The sequence below is a fragment of the Corynebacterium sp. NPDC104732 genome, from assembly GCF_055583565.1.
On sequence record NZ_JBVJNS010000002.1, the window covers coordinates 1 to 17,524 of the forward strand.

At 58.2% G+C, this 17,524-nt stretch carries 21 protein-coding genes; 10 read left to right on the forward strand and 11 right to left on the reverse strand.

Annotation, left to right across the window (positions count from 1 at the left end; translation table 11 throughout):
* Together ACZ6ZO_RS01465 and ACZ6ZO_RS01470 are read left to right on the forward strand one after the other, a co-directional pair.
* A partial coding sequence (locus tag ACZ6ZO_RS01465) for a transposase (RefSeq protein ID WP_465290431.1) occupies positions 1-168 on the forward strand: 168 nt, incomplete at its 5' end.
* Between the two features lie 35 nt (positions 169-203).
* Positions 204-512 (forward strand): hypothetical protein, encoded by a 309-nt coding sequence (locus tag ACZ6ZO_RS01470; protein ID WP_465290003.1) that lies wholly within the window; start codon positions 204-206, stop codon positions 510-512.
* On the opposite strand, the gene tatB is transcribed toward ACZ6ZO_RS01470, so the two are convergent.
* The 3 genes from tatB to sigE are packed head-to-tail and all read right to left on the reverse strand — an operon-like array spanning position 509 to position 2,131.
* On the reverse strand, positions 509-970 hold the full coding sequence (gene tatB, locus ACZ6ZO_RS01475) for a Sec-independent protein translocase protein TatB (protein ID WP_208769066.1): 462 nt from the start codon (positions 968-970) through the stop codon (positions 509-511). The genes ACZ6ZO_RS01470 and tatB overlap by 4 nt on opposite strands.
* 45 nt (positions 971-1,015) lie before the next feature.
* Positions 1,016-1,435 carry an anti-sigma factor family protein gene (locus ACZ6ZO_RS01480; RefSeq protein WP_420839187.1) on the reverse strand — a complete coding sequence of 140 codons (420 nt, stop codon included), beginning with the start codon at positions 1,433-1,435 and terminating at the stop codon, positions 1,016-1,018.
* A gap of 60 nt (positions 1,436-1,495) precedes the next feature.
* Entirely contained in the window at positions 1,496-2,131 is a 636-nt protein-coding gene (gene sigE, locus ACZ6ZO_RS01485) for an RNA polymerase sigma factor SigE (protein WP_182386471.1), read from the reverse strand.
* A 260-nt stretch (positions 2,132-2,391) separates the two neighbouring features.
* Here sigE and ACZ6ZO_RS01490 point away from each other — a divergent pair, with 260 nt between their 5' ends.
* A complete protein-coding gene (locus ACZ6ZO_RS01490) occupies positions 2,392-3,021 on the forward strand; it encodes an O-methyltransferase (RefSeq protein WP_208769151.1) in 630 nt (209 codons plus the stop codon).
* A gap of 598 nt (positions 3,022-3,619) precedes the next feature.
* Here ACZ6ZO_RS01490 and glgC read toward each other — a convergent pair.
* Positions 3,620-4,837, reverse strand: a complete 1,218-nt coding sequence (gene glgC / locus ACZ6ZO_RS01495) for a glucose-1-phosphate adenylyltransferase (RefSeq protein ID WP_407926292.1) — start codon at positions 4,835-4,837, stop codon at positions 3,620-3,622.
* A 193-nt stretch (positions 4,838-5,030) separates the two neighbouring features.
* Here glgC and glgA point away from each other — a divergent pair, with 193 nt between their 5' ends.
* Both glgA and ACZ6ZO_RS01505 read left to right on the forward strand, forming a co-directional pair.
* Complete coding sequence (gene glgA / locus ACZ6ZO_RS01500) at positions 5,031-6,203, forward strand: glycogen synthase (RefSeq protein WP_465290006.1); 1,173 nt, start codon at positions 5,031-5,033, stop codon at positions 6,201-6,203.
* 181 nt (positions 6,204-6,384) lie between these two features.
* A complete protein-coding gene (locus tag ACZ6ZO_RS01505) occupies positions 6,385-7,854 on the forward strand; it encodes a GH32 C-terminal domain-containing protein (RefSeq protein ID WP_465290008.1) in 1,470 nt (489 codons plus the stop codon).
* An 11-nt stretch (positions 7,855-7,865) separates the two neighbouring features.
* Here the strand turns inward: ACZ6ZO_RS01505 and ACZ6ZO_RS01510 are convergent, their stop codons facing one another.
* From ACZ6ZO_RS01510 to ACZ6ZO_RS01535, 6 genes are all read right to left on the reverse strand, one after another.
* Positions 7,866-8,732, reverse strand: coding sequence for a methyltransferase domain-containing protein (locus ACZ6ZO_RS01510; RefSeq protein WP_208769062.1), 867 nt, complete (start codon positions 8,730-8,732; stop codon positions 7,866-7,868).
* 75 nt (positions 8,733-8,807) lie between these two features.
* Positions 8,808-8,975, reverse strand: a complete 168-nt coding sequence (locus tag ACZ6ZO_RS01515) for a DUF3117 domain-containing protein (RefSeq protein WP_182386475.1) — start codon at positions 8,973-8,975, stop codon at positions 8,808-8,810.
* A 131-nt stretch (positions 8,976-9,106) separates the two neighbouring features.
* The gene (locus tag ACZ6ZO_RS01520; protein WP_182386476.1) at positions 9,107-9,409 is read right to left on the reverse strand and encodes a DivIVA domain-containing protein; all 303 of its coding nucleotides are present in this window, start codon (positions 9,407-9,409) and stop codon (positions 9,107-9,109) included.
* A 36-nt stretch (positions 9,410-9,445) separates the two neighbouring features.
* Complete coding sequence (locus ACZ6ZO_RS01525; RefSeq protein ID WP_465290011.1) at positions 9,446-10,216, reverse strand: glucosyl-3-phosphoglycerate synthase; 771 nt, start codon at positions 10,214-10,216, stop codon at positions 9,446-9,448.
* Positions 10,213-11,085: a dihydropteroate synthase gene (gene folP / locus ACZ6ZO_RS01530; protein ID WP_465290013.1), complete on the reverse strand. Its 873-nt coding sequence runs from the start codon at positions 11,083-11,085 to the stop codon at positions 10,213-10,215. The genes ACZ6ZO_RS01525 and folP overlap by 4 nt, the downstream gene beginning before the upstream one ends.
* A complete protein-coding gene (locus ACZ6ZO_RS01535; RefSeq protein ID WP_208769058.1) occupies positions 11,086-11,913 on the reverse strand; it encodes an LOG family protein in 828 nt (275 codons plus the stop codon).
* A gap of 136 nt (positions 11,914-12,049) precedes the next feature.
* On the opposite strand from ACZ6ZO_RS01535, the gene ACZ6ZO_RS01540 reads away from it, so the two are divergent.
* The 5 genes from ACZ6ZO_RS01540 (at position 12,050) to ACZ6ZO_RS01560 (ending at position 16,891) form a co-directional block, all read left to right on the forward strand.
* Positions 12,050-12,988, forward strand: a complete 939-nt coding sequence (locus ACZ6ZO_RS01540) for a DapH/DapD/GlmU-related protein (protein WP_208769057.1) — start codon at positions 12,050-12,052, stop codon at positions 12,986-12,988.
* Positions 12,989-13,126: 138 nt separating this feature from the next.
* Complete coding sequence (locus tag ACZ6ZO_RS01545) at positions 13,127-14,497, forward strand: amino acid permease (protein ID WP_465290015.1); 1,371 nt, start codon at positions 13,127-13,129, stop codon at positions 14,495-14,497.
* A 134-nt stretch (positions 14,498-14,631) separates the two neighbouring features.
* On the forward strand, positions 14,632-16,008 hold the full coding sequence (locus ACZ6ZO_RS01550) for an amino acid permease (protein WP_465290017.1): 1,377 nt from the start codon (positions 14,632-14,634) through the stop codon (positions 16,006-16,008).
* Positions 16,009-16,187: 179 nt separating this feature from the next.
* Positions 16,188-16,406 (forward strand): helix-turn-helix transcriptional regulator, encoded by a 219-nt coding sequence (locus ACZ6ZO_RS01555; RefSeq protein WP_208769149.1) that lies wholly within the window; start codon positions 16,188-16,190, stop codon positions 16,404-16,406.
* Positions 16,407-16,408: 2 nt separating this feature from the next.
* Entirely contained in the window at positions 16,409-16,891 is a 483-nt protein-coding gene (locus tag ACZ6ZO_RS01560) for a hypothetical protein (RefSeq protein WP_465290020.1), read from the forward strand.
* A gap of 77 nt (positions 16,892-16,968) precedes the next feature.
* Here ACZ6ZO_RS01560 and ACZ6ZO_RS01565 read toward each other — a convergent pair whose 3' ends face one another.
* Positions 16,969-17,517, reverse strand: coding sequence for a GtrA family protein (locus ACZ6ZO_RS01565; RefSeq protein WP_465290022.1), 549 nt, complete (start codon positions 17,515-17,517; stop codon positions 16,969-16,971).
* Positions 17,518-17,524 lie beyond the last annotated feature (7 nt).

The following is a 17,524-nucleotide window of genomic DNA, read 5'->3' on the forward strand; positions in this document are numbered from 1 at the left end:
GTGCTCGCCTACTTCGATATCGGGGCGTCCAACGGGCCGGTCGAGGCCATCAACGGCAGGCTCGAGCACCTACGGGGGATCGCCCTGGGATTCCGAAACCTCAACCACTACATCTTGCGGTGCCTGATCCACTCCGGACAACTACAGGACAAGATCAACGCACTCTAAAACCGGAAGAGCCGGATATCGTCATGGTGCCCGCCGTGAAGGAAGCCCGGGACCAGGGCAAGCTGCAGGCAACCGAGATGTTTGCGCGGCTGACGTCGTCAAGCGCGGTGTGGGCCGATGGGCACGAAACCGAACTAGACGCGGTTATTTGGTGCACGGGTTTTCGGCCGGCTCTCCGCCACCTAAGGGGTTATCGCTTAGAGCTTAACGGGACCGCTGTGGTCGGCGCACCGGGAATGCATGTGGTGGGTTACGGCGATTGGGTTGGGCCAGCTGCAGACACGATCCTCGGGGTAAGTCCTTACGCTCGGGCTGCAGCTAAGGACATTATGGAGCAAGCTTAGGTGATATCCGCCCAGGAGAACCCGCCGGCTTTGGGGTCTTCGTCCTGGTCTGGGCGCTGAATTTTTGTGGTTTCCGGGGTGGTCTGCTGTGTGGGATCAGTGTTGTAGAGCGCTGCCCGGGCTCGCTCAGTTTTGCCGGCGGTGTCCTCTCCCATGACTTTCTTTGGGTCGAAGGAGTCGAAGAAAGAATCGTCGCCTTCGAGAAGTGTTTTGGTCAGTGCTGCGCGTGGCCCCATCCGGGTGAGCGTGGCGAGTTCTTGGACCGGCTTTCGGAAATCATCAAATTCGGGGCCGAATTCTTCATTGAGCCCCTGCTTGGCATTGTTGATTGCGGTGCGGGCGGCCAACAGCGCGGCGCGCAGATCCTGAATGACCTTGGGGAGCCGTTCCGGCCCGATCACGATCAAACCAATCACAAAAATGACGAAAATTTCGCCCCAGCCAACATCGGTAAACACTGTTATAACCTTAGTCTGCTTTCACCCAAAAGTCGTGTCATGCTGCTAACCGCGTTGATTGCGACGCACCGCGCGGTAGAAAAATTCCACGCGATCTAGGATCGTCGCCCCCTTAGGGTGCACAGTGTCCTTTGCGTCCGGACCGTCGGGGCAGCTTTGCGCGATCAACGTCAGTTTCGCCATCAATGTGGAGGGCACTGAAATGTCCTCATCAGCAACTTCCCGGAGGCGCTGCGCCGCCCGTCGCTGCTGCATCACCTCGGCCCGGCACTCCGGGCAGTGCACGAGGTGAATCCGGGCCCGATTCATCGCCACCGGGCTCAATTCATTGTCAACAAACCCGGCTACGGCCTCGGGGCTCAAGTGCTCGACGGATGCGAACTCGCGTGGCTTCTCAGCTGCTTTTTCCGAGGCTTTGTCAGCGCTGTCACCGGACCGCCTGTGAGGCCGTGAGGCGCGAGAAATCATAGGAAAAACGCCTCCTTCCTCGCCTGACAGAACTGATTGTTGCGTTTAGTGTCAATACTAGACGTGCGCAGGCAACAGCAGCTGTGCATTTTCGTCAGTGATCGCCGCGTGCTCGAGGTACGCTCGGATTTGCGAACGCCCTCGGTGGATCCGCGAGCGGACAGTTCCCAGCTTCACGCCGAGGGTATCGGCTATCTCGTCGTAAGAAAGCCCCAGCATGTCACACAGCACAACCGCCACGCGGAACTCGGGACTCAGCTGGTCCAGCGCTGCCTGCAGAACTGGATCCAGGTTAGAAACGGAGTATGCCTGCTCCGGAGTGAGGTCCGTGCCTGGCACCCGTTCGTAGTCCTCCGGCAAGGCCTCCATCCGGATTTTGCTCCGGTGCCGGACCATATCCAAAAACAGGTTGGTGGTGATGCGGTGCAGCCAGCCCTCGAACGTTCCTGGTTGGTAGCTCTTCAGCGAGCGGAAGACACGCATGAAGGTTTCTTGAGTGAGGTCTTCCGCGTCATGTTGGTTACCGGAAAGCCGGAACGCGAGGCGATAAACGCTGTCTGCGTGTTCCGCAACCAGTTCCGCCCATGTTGGCATGTCCGCGTGTCCAGCATCGAACGCTGCGGTGCCCGTCAACTGTGCGGGTTCCTCGGTGTGTGCTGCGCCGGGCAGCTCCGGGGAATCGAATGAGCTCATAGAAGTATTGTGCCTGATCTTTCTGTCATAACACCAATTTGTGGTTTCACGGTGGTGTGTCTGTCATTATGTATAACCGCCTGAGGTGAAAGTTTGTTCCGTTTCAGTTGAGAAACCTCTGAAGGAACGGTCACGGCTTCGCAACATCTCCCCTTCCACCACTTCCATTTACTACTGTCACAACTTGTGGTTACACGCCCCGAAAATCACGCACGACCAGGTCACGGCGACCTACACTGAGCATCGTGACTGAAACTGCGATGGAAGCCCTCCGAACCTACATCTTCGACACCACCGAATCCACCCCAGCATTGGAAACTGCCCTCCAACACGCTGAGGAGTTTGGACTTCGGGTTCCCGATGCAATCACTGGCTCTTTGTTAGCCACCCTTGCAGCAGGAGCCGCAACCCCTGCTGCGTCCGGAGCCATCGCGGTCACCCCAGCTGCCAGCGTCATCGGTTTGTACCTCCTGAAAGGACTAGGCGACAGCGGTCACCTGACCTGCATCGACCCCGAATCGGAGCACCAGCGCCACGCAAAGTCGTGCTTCCAGGAAGCCGGCTACAAGTCCTCCAGCTTCCGTTTCCTCCCCTCCCGCCCACTCGAAGTGATGGGCAGGCTAGCCAACGACTCCTACCAATTCGTGTACGGAGATGTAGCGCCCGTCGATCAGCGCGCCTTCGTTGACGCTGCCTGGCCACTCCTCGCTTCAGGTGGCGTCCTGGTGCTCGCGGATTCCTTGCTCGACGGCACGCTTGCCGACGCCACCCGCACCGATCGCGACACCGTCGCAGCGCGGGAGACTGACGCTTACCTACGCGAGATGCCAGGCGCCCTGGTTACTCGTCTCCCGCTGGGCGCTGGGCTGACTATCGTTACCAAGCGCTAGCCATGTTAGCTGGTAGCCACGTCACGGTTACTGGCTGGCAACACAGCTTTTGCTCCCCACTTCTCAGGGCGAGCGCCAGCTAAAACATTTGGTAGGAAGTTCGAGCAAAACCAGCCTCGCCCCTGTAGTAGCGCCACTTCCTTTTCAAATTCTCTACTAACCGATCCACAGCCGATGGTGCGACCTGTTCCACCTGGAAAGTTCGCCCCTTTAAAACACTCCCCGAACCACGTACCAGCCCTACAACGGAACCAGAACCGATCGAAACAATGGTGTCCCGCCAACCACACGTCGGTCGGACACACTTTTTGGGTTAAGGGACAAAATGTGTGTCGGTTGTTAATTCACCTCTGGGGGCTTTGATCACGGCCCCTGGAGTTTTACTAAAACCCGGGAAGCATTCCCCGGATCTCGGGCCCAAAACAGCGAAATAGCAGGTGTGAAGCCTAAAAAATTCACCGAAACCCGGGGAACGCTTCCCGGGTTTTGCAGGGGTAAGCAACACAATGTGTGCCCGGACACACATCCTGCCCCTTGACCCTAAAAACAGCGCCACCCACTGCAAAGAATGGGGTGGCGCTGCGTAAGTGTGAGAATTCTAGACGCGCTGGTTCTTTCCGACACAGACCACTCCGCCAGCGGAGATAGTGAAGCGGGAAGCATCGCGCTCAAGATCAACGCCGATGAATTCGCCTTCGGAGACCACCACGTTCTTGTCCAGGATGGCGTGGCGAACCACAGCTCCCTTGCCCACGCGCACGCCTGGCATGAGAACGGCACCTTCCACGGTGGCGCCTTCCTCCACGATGACGTTGTTCGACAGCACCGAATTGCGCACCGTGCCGCCAGAAATGATACAGCCGGAGGCAACCATGGAGGACTGAGCGATGCCGCCTTGGACGAACTTCGCTGGTGGGAAGTTACCGTCTTCCGTGCAGTGGATAGGCCACTTGCGGTTGTACAGGTTGAACACCGGGTGCACGGAGATGAGGTCCATATGCGCCTCGTAGAAGGCGTCGATGGTACCTACGTCACGCCAGTAGCCCTTGTCACGGTCAGAGGAGCCTGGGACGGCGTTGGCGGAGAAGTCATAAACGTTCGCTTCGCCCTTGTCCACGAAGTACGGGATGATGTCGCCACCCATGTCGTGGTCGGAGTCCTCGTTGTCTTCGTCGGCGGTGAGCGCCGCGATGAGGGCATCCGTGGTGAAGATGTAGTTTCCCATGGACGCGTACGTCATGGTTGGGTCATCCGGGGTGCCTGGTGGGTCAGCAGGCTTTTCCAGAAATTCGGTGATGTTGCCGTCTTCGTCGGACTGAATGCAGCCGAAGGCCGTTGCTTCTTCGCGTGGCACGCGAATACCGGCGACGGTGACGGACTTGCCAGACTTGATGTGGTCATCGAGCATCTGACGCGGATCCATGCGGTAGACGTGATCGGCACCGAACACGATGACGTAATCCGGGTTTTCGTCGTAGATCAGGTTCAGCGACTGCAGGATAGCGTCGGCCGAGCCGGTGTACCAGCGCTTGCCCAGGCGCTGCTGTGCAGGTACTGGGGTGATGTATTGGCCGGTAAGTCCGGACAGCTGCCAGGATTGGGAGATGTGCCGGTCAAGGGAATGCGACTTGTACTGGGTCAGGACGCAGATTTGCATAAATCCTGCGTTGACCAGGTTGGACAGTACGAAATCGATGAGTCGGTAGGTGCCACCAAATGGTACTGCCGGCTTTGCTCGGTCCGCAGTGAGCGGAAACAGACGTTTGCCCTCGCCACCAGCGAGAACGATTGCTAAAACATGGGGTTGAGTTCTCACATATTCCAACGTATCTACATTCACCACCTTCTGCAGTGGCACAGAGAAGTTTTTCCCCACAAAACCCCCTGAGCAGGGAAAATGATTTCATATTTAATTATTCATTCGGCCTAATGTGGGGTTATCGCCCCCATTTGGAGTCCCCAAATCTCACATGCTGCGGGTAACCGGGCAAATGGCTACATTCGAAAGTATGCGAGTTGGAATGATGACCAAGGAATACCCACCGGAGATTTACGGCGGTGCGGGTGTACATATTGCTGAGCTCACCCGCTACATGCGTGAGATCACCGAGGTGGATGTGCATTGCATGGGGGCTCCCCGTGATGAGGCGAACGTTTTCGTTCACGGCGTTGACCCGGAACTTAAGGATGCCAACGCATCCATTCAGACCTTGTCTACTGGCCTGCGGATGGCTAATGCTGCAAGCAATGTGGACGTTGTTCACTCCCACACCTGGTACGCGGGGCTTGGTGGCCACTTGGCTGCACGTTTGTACGACATCCCGCATATTGCCACTGCGCACTCGTTGGAGCCACATCGCCCGTGGAAGCGTGAGCAGCTCGGCGGTGGCTACGAGGTGTCCTCGTGGTCGGAGAAGAATGCGATGGAGTACGCCGACGCAGTGATCGCGGTGTCGGCCCGCATGAAGGACGCGATCCTCGACGCCTACCCTCGTATCGAGCCCGGCAAGGTCCGAATCGTGCTCAACGGCATTGATACGCAGTTGTGGCAGCCTCGCCCGACGTTCGAAGAGAACCCACAGTCTGTTCTCAAGGAGCTGGGTGTGGATCCTGAACGTCCGATTGTCGCATTCGTCGGCCGTATCACCAGGCAGAAGGGCGTGGGGCACCTGGTGAAGGCCGCTAAGCTTTTCGACGACGGTGTCCAGCTTGTTCTCTGCGCCGGCGCACCGGATACCCCGGAGATTGCTGCAGAAACGAAGGCGTTGGTCGAAGAACTCCAAGCACAGCGCGACGGCATTTTCTGGGTTCAAGAGTTCCTGCCGAAGGACAAGATCCAGGAGATCCTCACCGCCGCTGATACTTTCGTCTGCCCTTCCATTTACGAACCGCTCGGCATCGTGAACCTGGAGGCTATGGCCTGTGGCACTGCTGTGGTGGCTTCCGATGTTGGAGGTATTCCGGAGGTTGTGGTCGATGGCACCACCGGCACGCTGGTCCACTACGACGAGTCTGACCCGGATGGTTTCGAGCGCGGCATCGCAGAGGCTGTGAACAAGATGGTTGCTGATCGCGACAACGCCCAGAAGATGGGACAGGCCGGTCGTGACCGCGCTGTCAATGATTTCTCTTGGGCCACCATCGCCCAGCAGACCGTGGATGTGTACAAGTCACTGATGTAAGACGCATCGCGCCTCCATTTCCGGTCGGATCCTTTCAATCCGGCCGGTTTATGCTGTCGCCACTTGTCGCTACCCGCCCCTCCGATGGAGAAATCGGTACGCTGGTTGTGTCTAGCAAGTGGCGTCACACAATCTAGCTGCTTCACGTGCAATCCCTCCCCCGGCAATCGAAGGAAAGCCAATGACTTACTACACCCACCGTCCAGAACTGCACATCACCGCTGAGCAGGGCATTTTGAACGCCCCTGCTGGTGTGCTCCGCAGCGGTGACCATTGGCACATGTTCCACCAGTACCAACCACAATTGGATGCTCCGGCACGGTGGGCGCACCAGTTTGCGGACCGGTTGCCGTTCGATTGGGACATCTGCGATGACGCCCTCGCACCGGAAGAGGGGGAAGTGCAGCTGCGCGCGGGAGCTGTCATCGGTACCCGCAGTGGCGCGGTGGAGCTGTACTTCACCTCGATCACCCCAACGGGAACCTCCATTCACGCAGCGGTCATTGAGGATATCGACGATACCCTGGAAGACATCTCGGATGACGCTTTGGCCGTCGACAAGCACGTGCGTCGCGTGGGGCAGGTCGTTGGCAACCAGGGTGAGTTCAATGATTTCCGCTCCCCGTGCGTTGTCCCGCGGTGGGACTTCGATGAGGTGTCCGGAGAGCCCTTGAAGGGATGGCTGATGCTCGCTGTGACGGGTCATCAAGATCATCCTCAGTTGGTTGTGCTGGATTCTTACGACCGCCGGGACTGGAATTTGCGGGGACCACTGACCTTCGACGGTACCTCCGGCCTGGAGGCGGTAGAGCGACTAGTCAGCCCACGTATCATCCGCTTGCAGGACGAAGTCGACGGCACGGTGTACGACGCTCTCCTCGTCACTATCGAGCACGAAGGCATTGACATTTCCGGCTACCTCATTGGCCGACTCAAGGGCACAACCTTCCAGGTAAAAACCCCGTTCACGCGCCTGGATTTCGGCCACGATTTCACCCGGCCACGCAATACCAACATTGCCTTGCCGGACATCCCTGAAACCCCCGACTACACCTCCGCGCACCTTTTCGGGCTGATGAACGGAATCGGGCGCTACGACGACCCGAGCCAACACCTCAGCCTCACCGAAGAGGGCTGGGCCAACTGCCTCACCCTGCCACGCGTAGCCACCCTGCAGGACGGACTGATTTATCAAACTCCCACCCCAGGCCTACCGACTGCCATTCGCAGCTCCGATCGCGCCTGCATGTACACCGGCCTCATCGATACCTCCGCCACCAATGCTGAGGTACGCGTCGCGCTTATCGACGACCAAGGCCGCACCGCCGCGGTCATTGCGCATCAGGGGGACCTGCTTACTTTTGACCGGTCAATGAATCCCCACCACACCGGGGATCACATCGCAGAAGGTCCACTGATCGCCGCAGACACCGATGCGCTAACCATCATCGTGGACGGTTCAGCCGTGGAGGTGTACGCCGACGGCGGAGCGATGACCATGGCAAGTCGCCTCTACGCGCAGTCCCCCATCGTCGATTTCCAGGTCACGACCGTAGGCGAGGCGATCATCGAGCAGGAGGCAGCAATCTTCCCGCTCGAAGCACCGAAGATTCACGGCATTGAGCCAGCCTTCCCCGGCGAGGACAACTAACTCGTATGCCCCTAGGCCCTGCGCAGGCGGGTGATCTGCGCTTTGGCCGTCACAGTCATCTTGTCCGGCAGCTTCGCGATCCTGCGGGCCAGTTCCTCCTTTTCAATGTGGCGCGCAGAAGGGCTCATGCCGATCTGCGCCGCAATGGAGTCACGGTCCAGCTCCATGGGGAATTCAATGAGGGTGTCCTCCCCCACCCGGGTCAGGAACCCCTGGGACTTCTCCAGCAAGTGGTCAATTTTGCCTGCTTCCACGCCAATGATCCCCAGTGGCTCGCGCAGCTCATCCAGGTGGCCGGGATGAGCGGTCAGCACGATCACCTCGCCGTTTTCGCGGAGGATCCGGGCAAACTCCTGCGGATTGCGCGGCGCGAAAATAACAGTAATGACATCAACTGAGTTGTCCCGGATCGGAAGGCGCTGCCACGCATCAGCAACCACGGCCCCCACGCGTGGGTGACACTTAGCCAGGTGCTTTGCTGCAGGTACGGAAACGTCGATGCCGACGCCACGCGAATCCGCCACATCATCCAGGGCATGCGCTAGGTAGTAGCCTGTACCGGCACCAATTTCGACAATCACCGGGGGGTGGTCATCCGATACTCCTGCCTCGTCAAGCACCTGGTGGATATGCTCGGAGACAGCTTCCACGAAGGGGGCAAAGTGCCCCCGAGACAGGAACGTTTCCCGCGACTGAACCATCGCTGCATCATCACCGGTATGTTTCAGGCCCTCGCCCGCAATCAACGACACGTACCCTTGGCGGGCAACATCAAAGCTATGGCCGCTGGTCGAGATGACGCGGCGATCGTCGTCGGTAAGCTGCAGGTCGGTGCCGTCGGAAGGGTCGGCAAGAATGTCGATGATGTCACGCAGCATCTGCGCACCTTTCGTTAAAGCATGGGAATAAAAAAGACACCACGAAAACAGGCGTGGTGTCACGACAGGGAAAAGTTAGCTGGAAGCCTCTACGAGCAACGCACCAAGCTCGGCTGCCTCTTCCTTGTTAAGTTCGACCACCAGGCGGCCGCCACCGTCAGTTGGAATACGCATTACGATCTTCCGGCCTTCTTCGACCGCTTCCATCGGACCGTTGCCTGTCCTTGGCTTCATGGCTGCCACGATGAGTCAGCTCCTATTCTTTAAAAGCGTGTGTCCTTAACTGACCATCCTAGTTCAAAACACACTGCCGTGAGTTAGGTGAAATTAAAAACACCAGGTCCCTGCCCTATTATCACTCACGGAATTTAAAACTATGGCACAATCCCTGGTTTTTTAGTCGCTGTGGCAAGCTCGGCCCGTGCCTCATCTAGTTGGGTAATGAGCTGCTCCAATACGGCGTCAACCTGGTCCTGGCGGTACCCGCGCAGGACAGTATCGAAGCGCACCACATCATATTGCTGCTGGGCCACGGCCTCTCTGTTGAGTTCTTGCAGGTCAAGGTTATCCACCAACGGTGGCATGATTTCCCCCCGACCAAAGGCCTTACCGAACACCACCGTGAGCACGGCGACCACAACAGCCAAGCCCACCAAGTACGACATCCACACGAGCACGACGGCGACCTTCCACAGTCCGACAACAGCTATTCGTCATAGCGTAGCAAGGGGCGGGCGCTGCTCGGGGCACTGAGCAGGTGTGAGCACTCCCTCACGCAGACCGGGCACCCGTGACAGCACCGTGGCCACCACCACGTCCGCCATGGGCGCCAACTCAGCAAGGGGCCGATTCCGGTGGTGCCGGGCTCCCAAATCAACCTGAGCTATTGCCGCTACCCCGCGCAGCTGCGCGACGTCCAGTAGGATCCCCACCTCCACGCCATAACCTGCGGTGAACGGCAGCTGCCTGGCGATGTCCCGCCTAATCGCATATTCCCCAGATAGGGGTTGGGCAATGCCAGCCAACTCCGGAAACAGCTGCCGGAGCAAGGGCTTGGCGGCCAGTTCGGTGACCCGGCCGCCGCCAGTTCGGGCGCCATGAAACCCGCGCTCGTAACGGGCTTTCACCAGCTGGATTTCGGGATTGGCGAAGGGCTGTACCAGGTCACGCACCAGGTGGGCACGTGGCTGGATCAAGTCAGCGTCCACAAATGCGATGAACTCGCCGCGCGCCGCCGCTACGCCTCGCCAAAGCGCCTCTCCTTTTCCCGGAACCGGTGGGATCTGGGGCAGGATGTCGCGCCAATTCAGCACCGTGGCCCCCGCCTGCGCTGCTACGTGTGCTGTGCGGTCGGTGGAATCGGAGTCGATCACGAGTACCTCACAGGGATCGTCGGCACGAACGGAAGCTACCACCTCCCCCACCGTCGCTTCTTCATTCAGCGCTGGAATGACCACGCTCGTGCGCGCCAGAAGTTCGTTCACACCAGACCTCGGATGGTGCGCTTCGGGGGCACAATCCCAGCGATGGCGCCGGTCATATGAATCACGTCAATGGTTTCCGTTACTTGATGCGCCCGGAACGCCGCCACGCCACGGGCTGCTGACCAGGCGGTAGCCGCGAGAGTCCCGGGGACCCGCTGGCTCACGTCCCGTCCCACAGTCTCACCCACAAAGTCCTTGTTCGACAGCGCCATCAACACAGGCCACCCAGTAGCTACGATCTCGTCGATGCGCCGCAGTAACTCCAGGCCATGGAACGTGTTCTTGCCAAAATCGTGGGTGGGATCGATAAACACCAGGTTTTCGGGCACGCCACAGGCCACGGCACGTTCGGCCTGGCGGGTAGTTTCCGCAATCACGTCGGCCACCACGTCGTCGTAATGCACGCGGTACGGGCGGGTGCGTGGGATCGCGCCACCGGTGTGCGAACAGACGTACCCCACTCGGTGTTGCCCCGCCACTGCTACCAGTTCTGGGTCGTGCCCAGCCCACGTGTCATTGACCAGCGTGGCGCCCGCAGCGATGGCGCGGTCCGCAACCTCACTGCGCCAAGTATCCACAGAGATCGCTACCCCTGGGCAGCGCTGATGCAGCTCTGAGATCAAGGGGACAACTCGATCGATTTCCGCTGCGGCGTCGACAAGTGGCCCTGGCCCCGCCTTCACCCCGCCGATGTCAATGATGCGCGCGCCCTGCTCGGCCGCCGCCACCGCCGCTTGCACTGCCTTATCGACGGCAAACGTCGCCCCCTTGTCGTAAAAGGAATCGGGGGTTCTATTCACGATCGCCATGACCACCGCTAACTCCGGGTGTGCGGGATCAGCGAACCCGGATCTCACCTGAGGCTTCATCTAAACGTTGCTCATCCCCGCAGCGACCTCTGAGGCCTCGGGGGCCTGCCCGCCCGCGGCCGGCTCTCCCTGTCGCAAGTGCTCATGCTCATCGACGATGTACTCGATGGCTTCCTCCACGGAATCCGTCACCATAAACAAGTCCGTGTCCTTGTCGCTGATCATTCCTTCACCGATCAGGCGATCCTTGATCCATTCCACTAGTCCGCCCCAGAAATCGGTGCCGATCAGCACGATGGGATAGTTAGTGATCTTGCCGGTCTGCACCATACACAGCGCTTCAAACAGCTCGTCGAGCGTGCCAAAACCGCCCGGCAAGCACACGAACGCCTGCGAGTACTTCAGGAACATCGTCTTACGGACGAAGAAGTACCGAAAGTTTAAGCCCAGATCCACCCAGGCGTTAAGAGCCTGCTCATGCGGAAGCTCAATGCCCAGGCCCACCGATAGCCCATCCGCTTCCGAAGCACCACGGTTCGGAGCCTCCATCAATCCTGGTCCACCACCGGTGATGACTGCGTAGCCAGCCTTGACCAACTCCTCACCCAGGCGCTGCCCCTGCTCGTAGTACGGGTGATCTTCCTTAATGCGGGCCGAACCGAACACAGTCACAGCCAGCGGCATCTCAGCCAACGCACCGAAACCGCTCACGAACTCGCTTTGAATACGCAGCACTCGCCAAGGGTCGGTGTGCAGCCAGTCAATATTGTGCTGCTGGTCCAGCAAACGCTGGTCCGTAGTACTTTCCTGAGGCCCAGCATGCCGCAACAACACCGGGCCGCGCAGCATACGCTTCTTATCCTCATTCGGGGTCTTGCTGGGCGCCACTATGAACCTCTTTCAGTGCATCGTTGTTCACTTTGTCAGTATTCGACGCTAGTGGTTTTCAGCATCCTTTGCTTGCCGAATCACCATTCATCGCTCTCGGTACATGCTTTTGCGCAATACCCTTTAGACTGGACGTATGACGATTGTGGGCGCATTGGCAGACGGAATTGCAAACATCGCAGCCGACGGTACGGTTCTTGATACCTGGTACCCGGCACCCCAGCTGAAGCGTTGGCCAAAAAATAATGTGCCAGAATCGGACACCGTTCGCCTCGGCGCTCAGGATCTCACACCAAAGATGCTGTCTCTGGTGGGAATAGATGAAGACCGCATGGTGGAGCAGGTTGCTGTTCGTACCCGGATCGCAGATCTCACGCAGCCCCCGGTAGATGCTCATGACGTGTACCTCCGCCTTCATCTGCTCTCCCACCGACTGGTGGAACCCGGAAAGATGAACATGGAAGGCTCGCTGCGGATTTTGGCTACCGTGGTGTGGACAAACAAGGGGCCTTGCCTTCCCACGAACTTTGAATACGTCCGTCGCGCGCTGCGGTCCCGTGGCTTGATTCACGTTTACGCCGTGGACAGGCTTCCTCGCATGGTCGATTATGTGGTTCCGTCTGGGATCCGTATCGCGGAAGCTGAGCGTGTCCGACTGGGTGCTTACCTCGCGCCGGGCACCTCGGTACTGCGCGAAGGTTTCGTCTCCTTTAACGCGGGTTCGCTGGGGCCTGCGCGCATCGAGGGCCGTGTGTCGTCGTCGGTTGTTATTGACGAGGACTGCACCATCGAGCTGAGCGCAGTGTTGATGGGATTGAAGGGCAAGGATGGCAAACGCCATCCTCTCCGGGTAGGTAAGGCCTGCACGTTCGGGGTGGCTAGTGGCGTAATCGGTGTTGACCTGGGCAATAACTGTCATATCGGCACGAACCTGATCATCGAACCGGATACCAGCCTGTACTTCCCAGACACTGATTCCATCGCTCCGGCCAGCAGCATCGCTGGCCAGGATAATTGGATGATCCTCAGGGAAGCGCACCACCCAGAACCAGTTGCTCGCCAAATAACTTCTTAACTGCTCTAATACCCTGGTTTTCGCTTCTGCGCGCCCATCACCCCTAAATTTGGGGAAACTGGGACAGTTTGTCTCGTTTTTCGCGGGTTTTTAATACTCAAGTTGGTGAATGTTATGCACGCACGGAATAGTTGAGACATGACAATTGCGGAACGCACTAAAACTGACTTGGGTCACGGGCTAAAGACCCGCCACCTCACAATGATGGGCCTCGGCTCGGCGATTGGCGCCGGCCTGTTTTTGGGCACCGGCGTGGGCATTCAACTTGCCGGCCCTGCAGTCTTGCTTGCATACATTGCAGCAGGCATCATCGTTATCTTCGTGATGCAGATGCTCGGTGAAATGGCCGCGGCACGCCCAGCATCCGGATCCTTTTCCACCTACGCCGAAATGGCCTTCGGCCACTGGGCTGGCTTTACCCTCGGCTGGCTGTACTGGTTCATGCTTGTGATGGTGATGGGCGCCGAAATGACCGGAGCTGCCGCCATCATGAGTAGCTGGTTCGGCGTTGACCCGTGGATTCCCGCCCTGGTCTGCGTGGTGGGTTTCGCCGTCGTGAACCTCATGCAGGTGCGCGGCTTCGGCGAGTTTGAGTTCTGGTTCGCTTTTATCAAGGTCGCCGTCATTATCGTGTTCCTGGCGATCTCGGTCTTGATGATTTTCGGGCTCCTCCCAGGCACCGAGTTTGTGGGAACCAAGAACTTCATTGGTGACAACGGCTTCATGCCGAACGGCATCACCGGTGTTGCCGCTGGCCTGCTGGCAGTTGCCTTCGCATTCGGCGGTATCGAAATTGTCACCATCGCCGCTGCGGAATCCGAAAACCCTTCTGCAGCAATCGGCACCGCGGTGCGTTCCGTGATCTGGCGTATCTCCCTGTTCTACCTCGGCTCTGTGCTCGCGATTTGCTTCCTGCTACCGTACGACGAAATCGGCGGCGCAAAGACCGCTGCGGAGTCCCCATTCACTATAATCCTGGGGCAGGCTGGCATTCCTGGTATCGCTCAGATCATGGAAGCCGTCATCGTCCTGGCGCTGCTCTCGGCATTCAATGCTCAGATCTACGCCACCTCCCGCCTGGTGTACGCCTTGGCAGAGAAGAAGGATGCTCCGGCGTTCTTCGCCAAGCTCAACGCCGCAAAGGTTCCCAACAACGCCGTGTTGCTCTCCATGGTCTTTGCCTTCGCGTCTGTTGGCCTGCAGTACTGGAACCCAGCTGGTCTGCTCACGTTCCTTCTGAATGCTGTTGGCGGCTGCTTGATCGTCATCTGGCTCATGATTTGCTTTAGCCACCTGCGGTTGCACCGCGAGATGGAAGCCAACGGCGAGCTCAGCGTGCGGATGTGGGGTTTCCCAGTCCTGCCATGGCTGACCGTCATCGCACTGATCGGCCTGACCGTGTTGATGTTGTTTGATGAGTCCGCACGTGGCCAAATCACCTCCGTCACCATCGTGACTTTGGTGTTGGTGGCATTGAGCTTCACCACGCGCAACAAGAACAAGATTTAGATCTTCTCCCCACTTCGCGGGTCCAACAGTTTTACATGTTGGACCCGCTTTTTCGTGCCCGAAGCTCACCCTTTACACTGCAGTTGTGGTGCCACATCACCCCACGTCCCCGCGATCATGAAAGTTAGCGAACTATGCACTCTTCTGCGTCATCCCTAGGCAACGGGCTGAAAGTCCGGCACCTCACCATGATGGGCCTTGGCTCCACCATTGGTGCAGGATTGTTCCTTGGCTCGGGCGTAGGGATTAAGGCTGCCGGTCCAGCCGTGCTACTTGCTTACATGTTCGCTGGTTCGCTCGCTGTGCTGGTCATGCGCATGCTCGGTGAAATCGGTTCGGTTGTGCCAGCTTCCGGTAGTTTTTCCGAATATGCAGAGATGGGAATCGGGCGCTGGGCTGGATTCGTACAAGGGTGGATTTATTGGCTCGCCACCATTGCCGTGCTTGGCGCGGAGTTAACCGGCGCCTCCGCCCTGGTTGGTTCCTGGTTCGGGGTGGAGCCTTGGATCCCGGCGACTGTGTTTGTGGTGTTTTTTGCGGTCATCAATCTGCTGCGTGTGCGCGCGTTCGGCGAGTTCGAGTTCTGGTTCGCTTTTATTAAGGTGGCCGTGCTGGTGGTGTTCTTAACGATTGGTCTTGGCTTGATCCTCCACATCATTCCCGGCAACGAAATGGTGGGCACGCAGGTCTTTTTGGCAGATGGTTTTCTTCCCAACGGCATCGGCGGCGTCGCCACGGCAATCCTGGCGGTAGCGTTTGCGTTTGGCGGTATTGAGGTCGTCGCTATTGCAGCTGCCGAGTCCGAGGACCCCGAGCACTCGCTCGTCAATGCCGTGAAAACGACTATTACCCGAATCTCGGTGTTTTATCTCGGATCTGTTCTGGTCATTACATTTTTGCTGCCATGGTCGTCCTTAGGCGCGGCGGAAGGAGCTGCGGAAAGCCCGTTCACGCAGGTGCTGGAGCTGGCGGGCATCCCCGGGATCGCGATGGTGATGGATGTGGTGATCGTCCTGGCGTTGCTGTCCGCGTTTAACGCCCAGATTTTCGCCAGCTCACGCATGCTGTACTCGCTGGCGAAGCGGGGCGAGGCTCCGGAGCTTTTTGCGCGCACTTCTGGCGCCAACGTCCCGCTTCCTGCCATCATTTTGTCTATTGTGCTGAGCGTCGTGATGGTGGTGCTGAATTACATCGATACGGGCTGGTTGCTCGGGTTCATGCTGAACTCTGCGGGCGCGTCATTGCTCATCGTGTGGGCTTTTATCGCTGTGTCCCAGCTGCGACTGCGCCCTGAGCTTGAACGGCGCTTCGATTTGAAGGTGCGCATGTGGGCATACCCGTGGCTGACGTGGGTCACGCTACTTGCGCTGGCCGCACTTGCTGCGCTGATGCTTAGCGACGCCACTGCCCGCGTCCAGCTAACCTCTGCCGCAATCATGTTCACCGGCCTCTTTATCGCATCGGTCGTCAATGCCAAGGTGCAGGGCGCGTCACCGTGGGCCCGTAAATAGTTAGGGTGCGAAATCGAGCGTACGTATGGGATTTTTCAGCGCTTAAAAGTCCCATCCGTACGCTCGATTTCCGCAGCCCAACCCTCCTCTCCTCCCTCTCTGGGGAGGATTTTTTTTACGCCTACCCCCTTGCCATAATGTCTAGTTTTATTTACACTAAGAAAACGAAAGGAGCCATTATGGGAGAAGAACTTAACTCCAACATGGTTCGCAAACTCCGCCGCTGGAACGAGCTATCACAAGCGGAACTTGCGAAACAGGTGGGAGTATCCAGACAAACAATCGCCAATATTGAGAGAGGCAACTACTCCCCTTCCGTACACCTAGCTCTTGATATCTGCCACGTACTTGGTGAAACAGTTGAACGCGTCTTTGGACGCGAACAGGAAAGGAGCTAAAAATGACAATCAATGACCGCATTATCGCCCGCGCCGAAAGCTTCTACACAGACGAGTTTGAGCGCGCCCAACTGCACAAATCCGCCACGGCAGGCATGTACTGGACCAACTACCTCAGCCTGGCCATGGCGCCACTGCTCGCCTGGCTTCTCGACGGCCGACAGGCCTATCTCTCATTCCTCGCGTTAATCCCCATCTCAATTGGCACCTTCACCAGCACTAAGTGGCTCAGCCGAACAGTCCCACACCCTAAACTCAGCAACTTTAGGCACCTCTGGGGTTGGGAATGGGCCTTCATAGTGGCCGTCGTCGTGGCGTGGATTGCCGCGCTCATCTCAAACAACGCTGGCACACCCTTCTACGCCAACGGCACGGTCACCGGCGCAATTGCTGGATTTGTGGCCGTAATGCTCATCACCCCGCTGTATACAGGATGGCTGCGAAAGCGCGATCAGCGGCGTATCGAGAGTGAACTAGAAGACTAGCGATGCCGAATCTGGTAATTCAAACTGACGAAAATCCCCCGAAAAAGTCATTTTGCATTACCAAATCCAGCACGCCCCTATCTAGGATCGGCTTCGATGACTACATGCGTCGGTTTCTTTGTCCGGAACGCCCATAGCTTGTTGATGATGAAGTTCACCGGCATGGCCACCAGGATGGAGATCGCTTGTGCCCAGTAGAACCGGTTTTTCAGCCCTGAGGAGTCATCGAGGAAGTCTGGGAGTGCCAGTGGTGACGTTGGGTTGAGCATGAGTGTGGAGACTGCCATTTGCACGAGCAGGGCGAGCAGCCCTGTGGTGAGGAAGGGGAAGAACCCGCGTAGCCAGCTGCGTTTTTCCAGTCCGCCAAATGTCCATGTGCGGTTGAGCTGGTAGTTCCACATGTTGGCTACGAGGAAGGCGATGGCTTGAAATACGTGGAAGCCACGGATATTGAAGGGGGTGCAGGGGATCCCGAGCACGGCTTCGTGGTAGTCCGGCCCGCCAGAGAATACGGAGATTTTCAGGGCGAGGTACGCCACCAGTAGGTTGACGGGTACTCCTGAGCCGCCGACGATGCCGAATTTGATGAACTGACGAGTATTCGTCCTCAGACGTTCACTAAGCACAACGTAA

What these genes read in the sequence shown, in the direction of transcription:
- sigE (WP_182386471.1), bottom strand. Translation starts at nt 2,131, where the DNA reads ATGAGCTCATTCGATTCCCCGGAGCTGCCCGGCGCAGCACACACCGAG.
- ACZ6ZO_RS01490 (WP_208769151.1), top strand. Translation starts at nt 2,392, where the DNA reads ATGGAAGCCCTCCGAACCTACATCTTCGACACCACCGAATCCACCCCA.
- glgA (WP_465290006.1), top strand. Translation starts at nt 5,031, where the DNA reads ATGCGAGTTGGAATGATGACCAAGGAATACCCACCGGAGATTTACGGC.
- ACZ6ZO_RS01505 (WP_465290008.1), top strand. Translation starts at nt 6,385, where the DNA reads ATGACTTACTACACCCACCGTCCAGAACTGCACATCACCGCTGAGCAG.
- ACZ6ZO_RS01510 (WP_208769062.1), bottom strand. Translation starts at nt 8,732, where the DNA reads ATGCTGCGTGACATCATCGACATTCTTGCCGACCCTTCCGACGGCACC.
- folP (WP_465290013.1), bottom strand. Translation starts at nt 11,085, where the DNA reads ATGAAGCCTCAGGTGAGATCCGGGTTCGCTGATCCCGCACACCCGGAG.
- ACZ6ZO_RS01540 (WP_208769057.1), top strand. Translation starts at nt 12,050, where the DNA reads ATGACGATTGTGGGCGCATTGGCAGACGGAATTGCAAACATCGCAGCC.
- ACZ6ZO_RS01545 (WP_465290015.1), top strand. Translation starts at nt 13,127, where the DNA reads ATGACAATTGCGGAACGCACTAAAACTGACTTGGGTCACGGGCTAAAG.
- ACZ6ZO_RS01550 (WP_465290017.1), top strand. Translation starts at nt 14,632, where the DNA reads ATGCACTCTTCTGCGTCATCCCTAGGCAACGGGCTGAAAGTCCGGCAC.
- ACZ6ZO_RS01555 (WP_208769149.1), top strand. Translation starts at nt 16,188, where the DNA reads ATGGGAGAAGAACTTAACTCCAACATGGTTCGCAAACTCCGCCGCTGG.
- ACZ6ZO_RS01560 (WP_465290020.1), top strand. Translation starts at nt 16,409, where the DNA reads ATGACAATCAATGACCGCATTATCGCCCGCGCCGAAAGCTTCTACACA.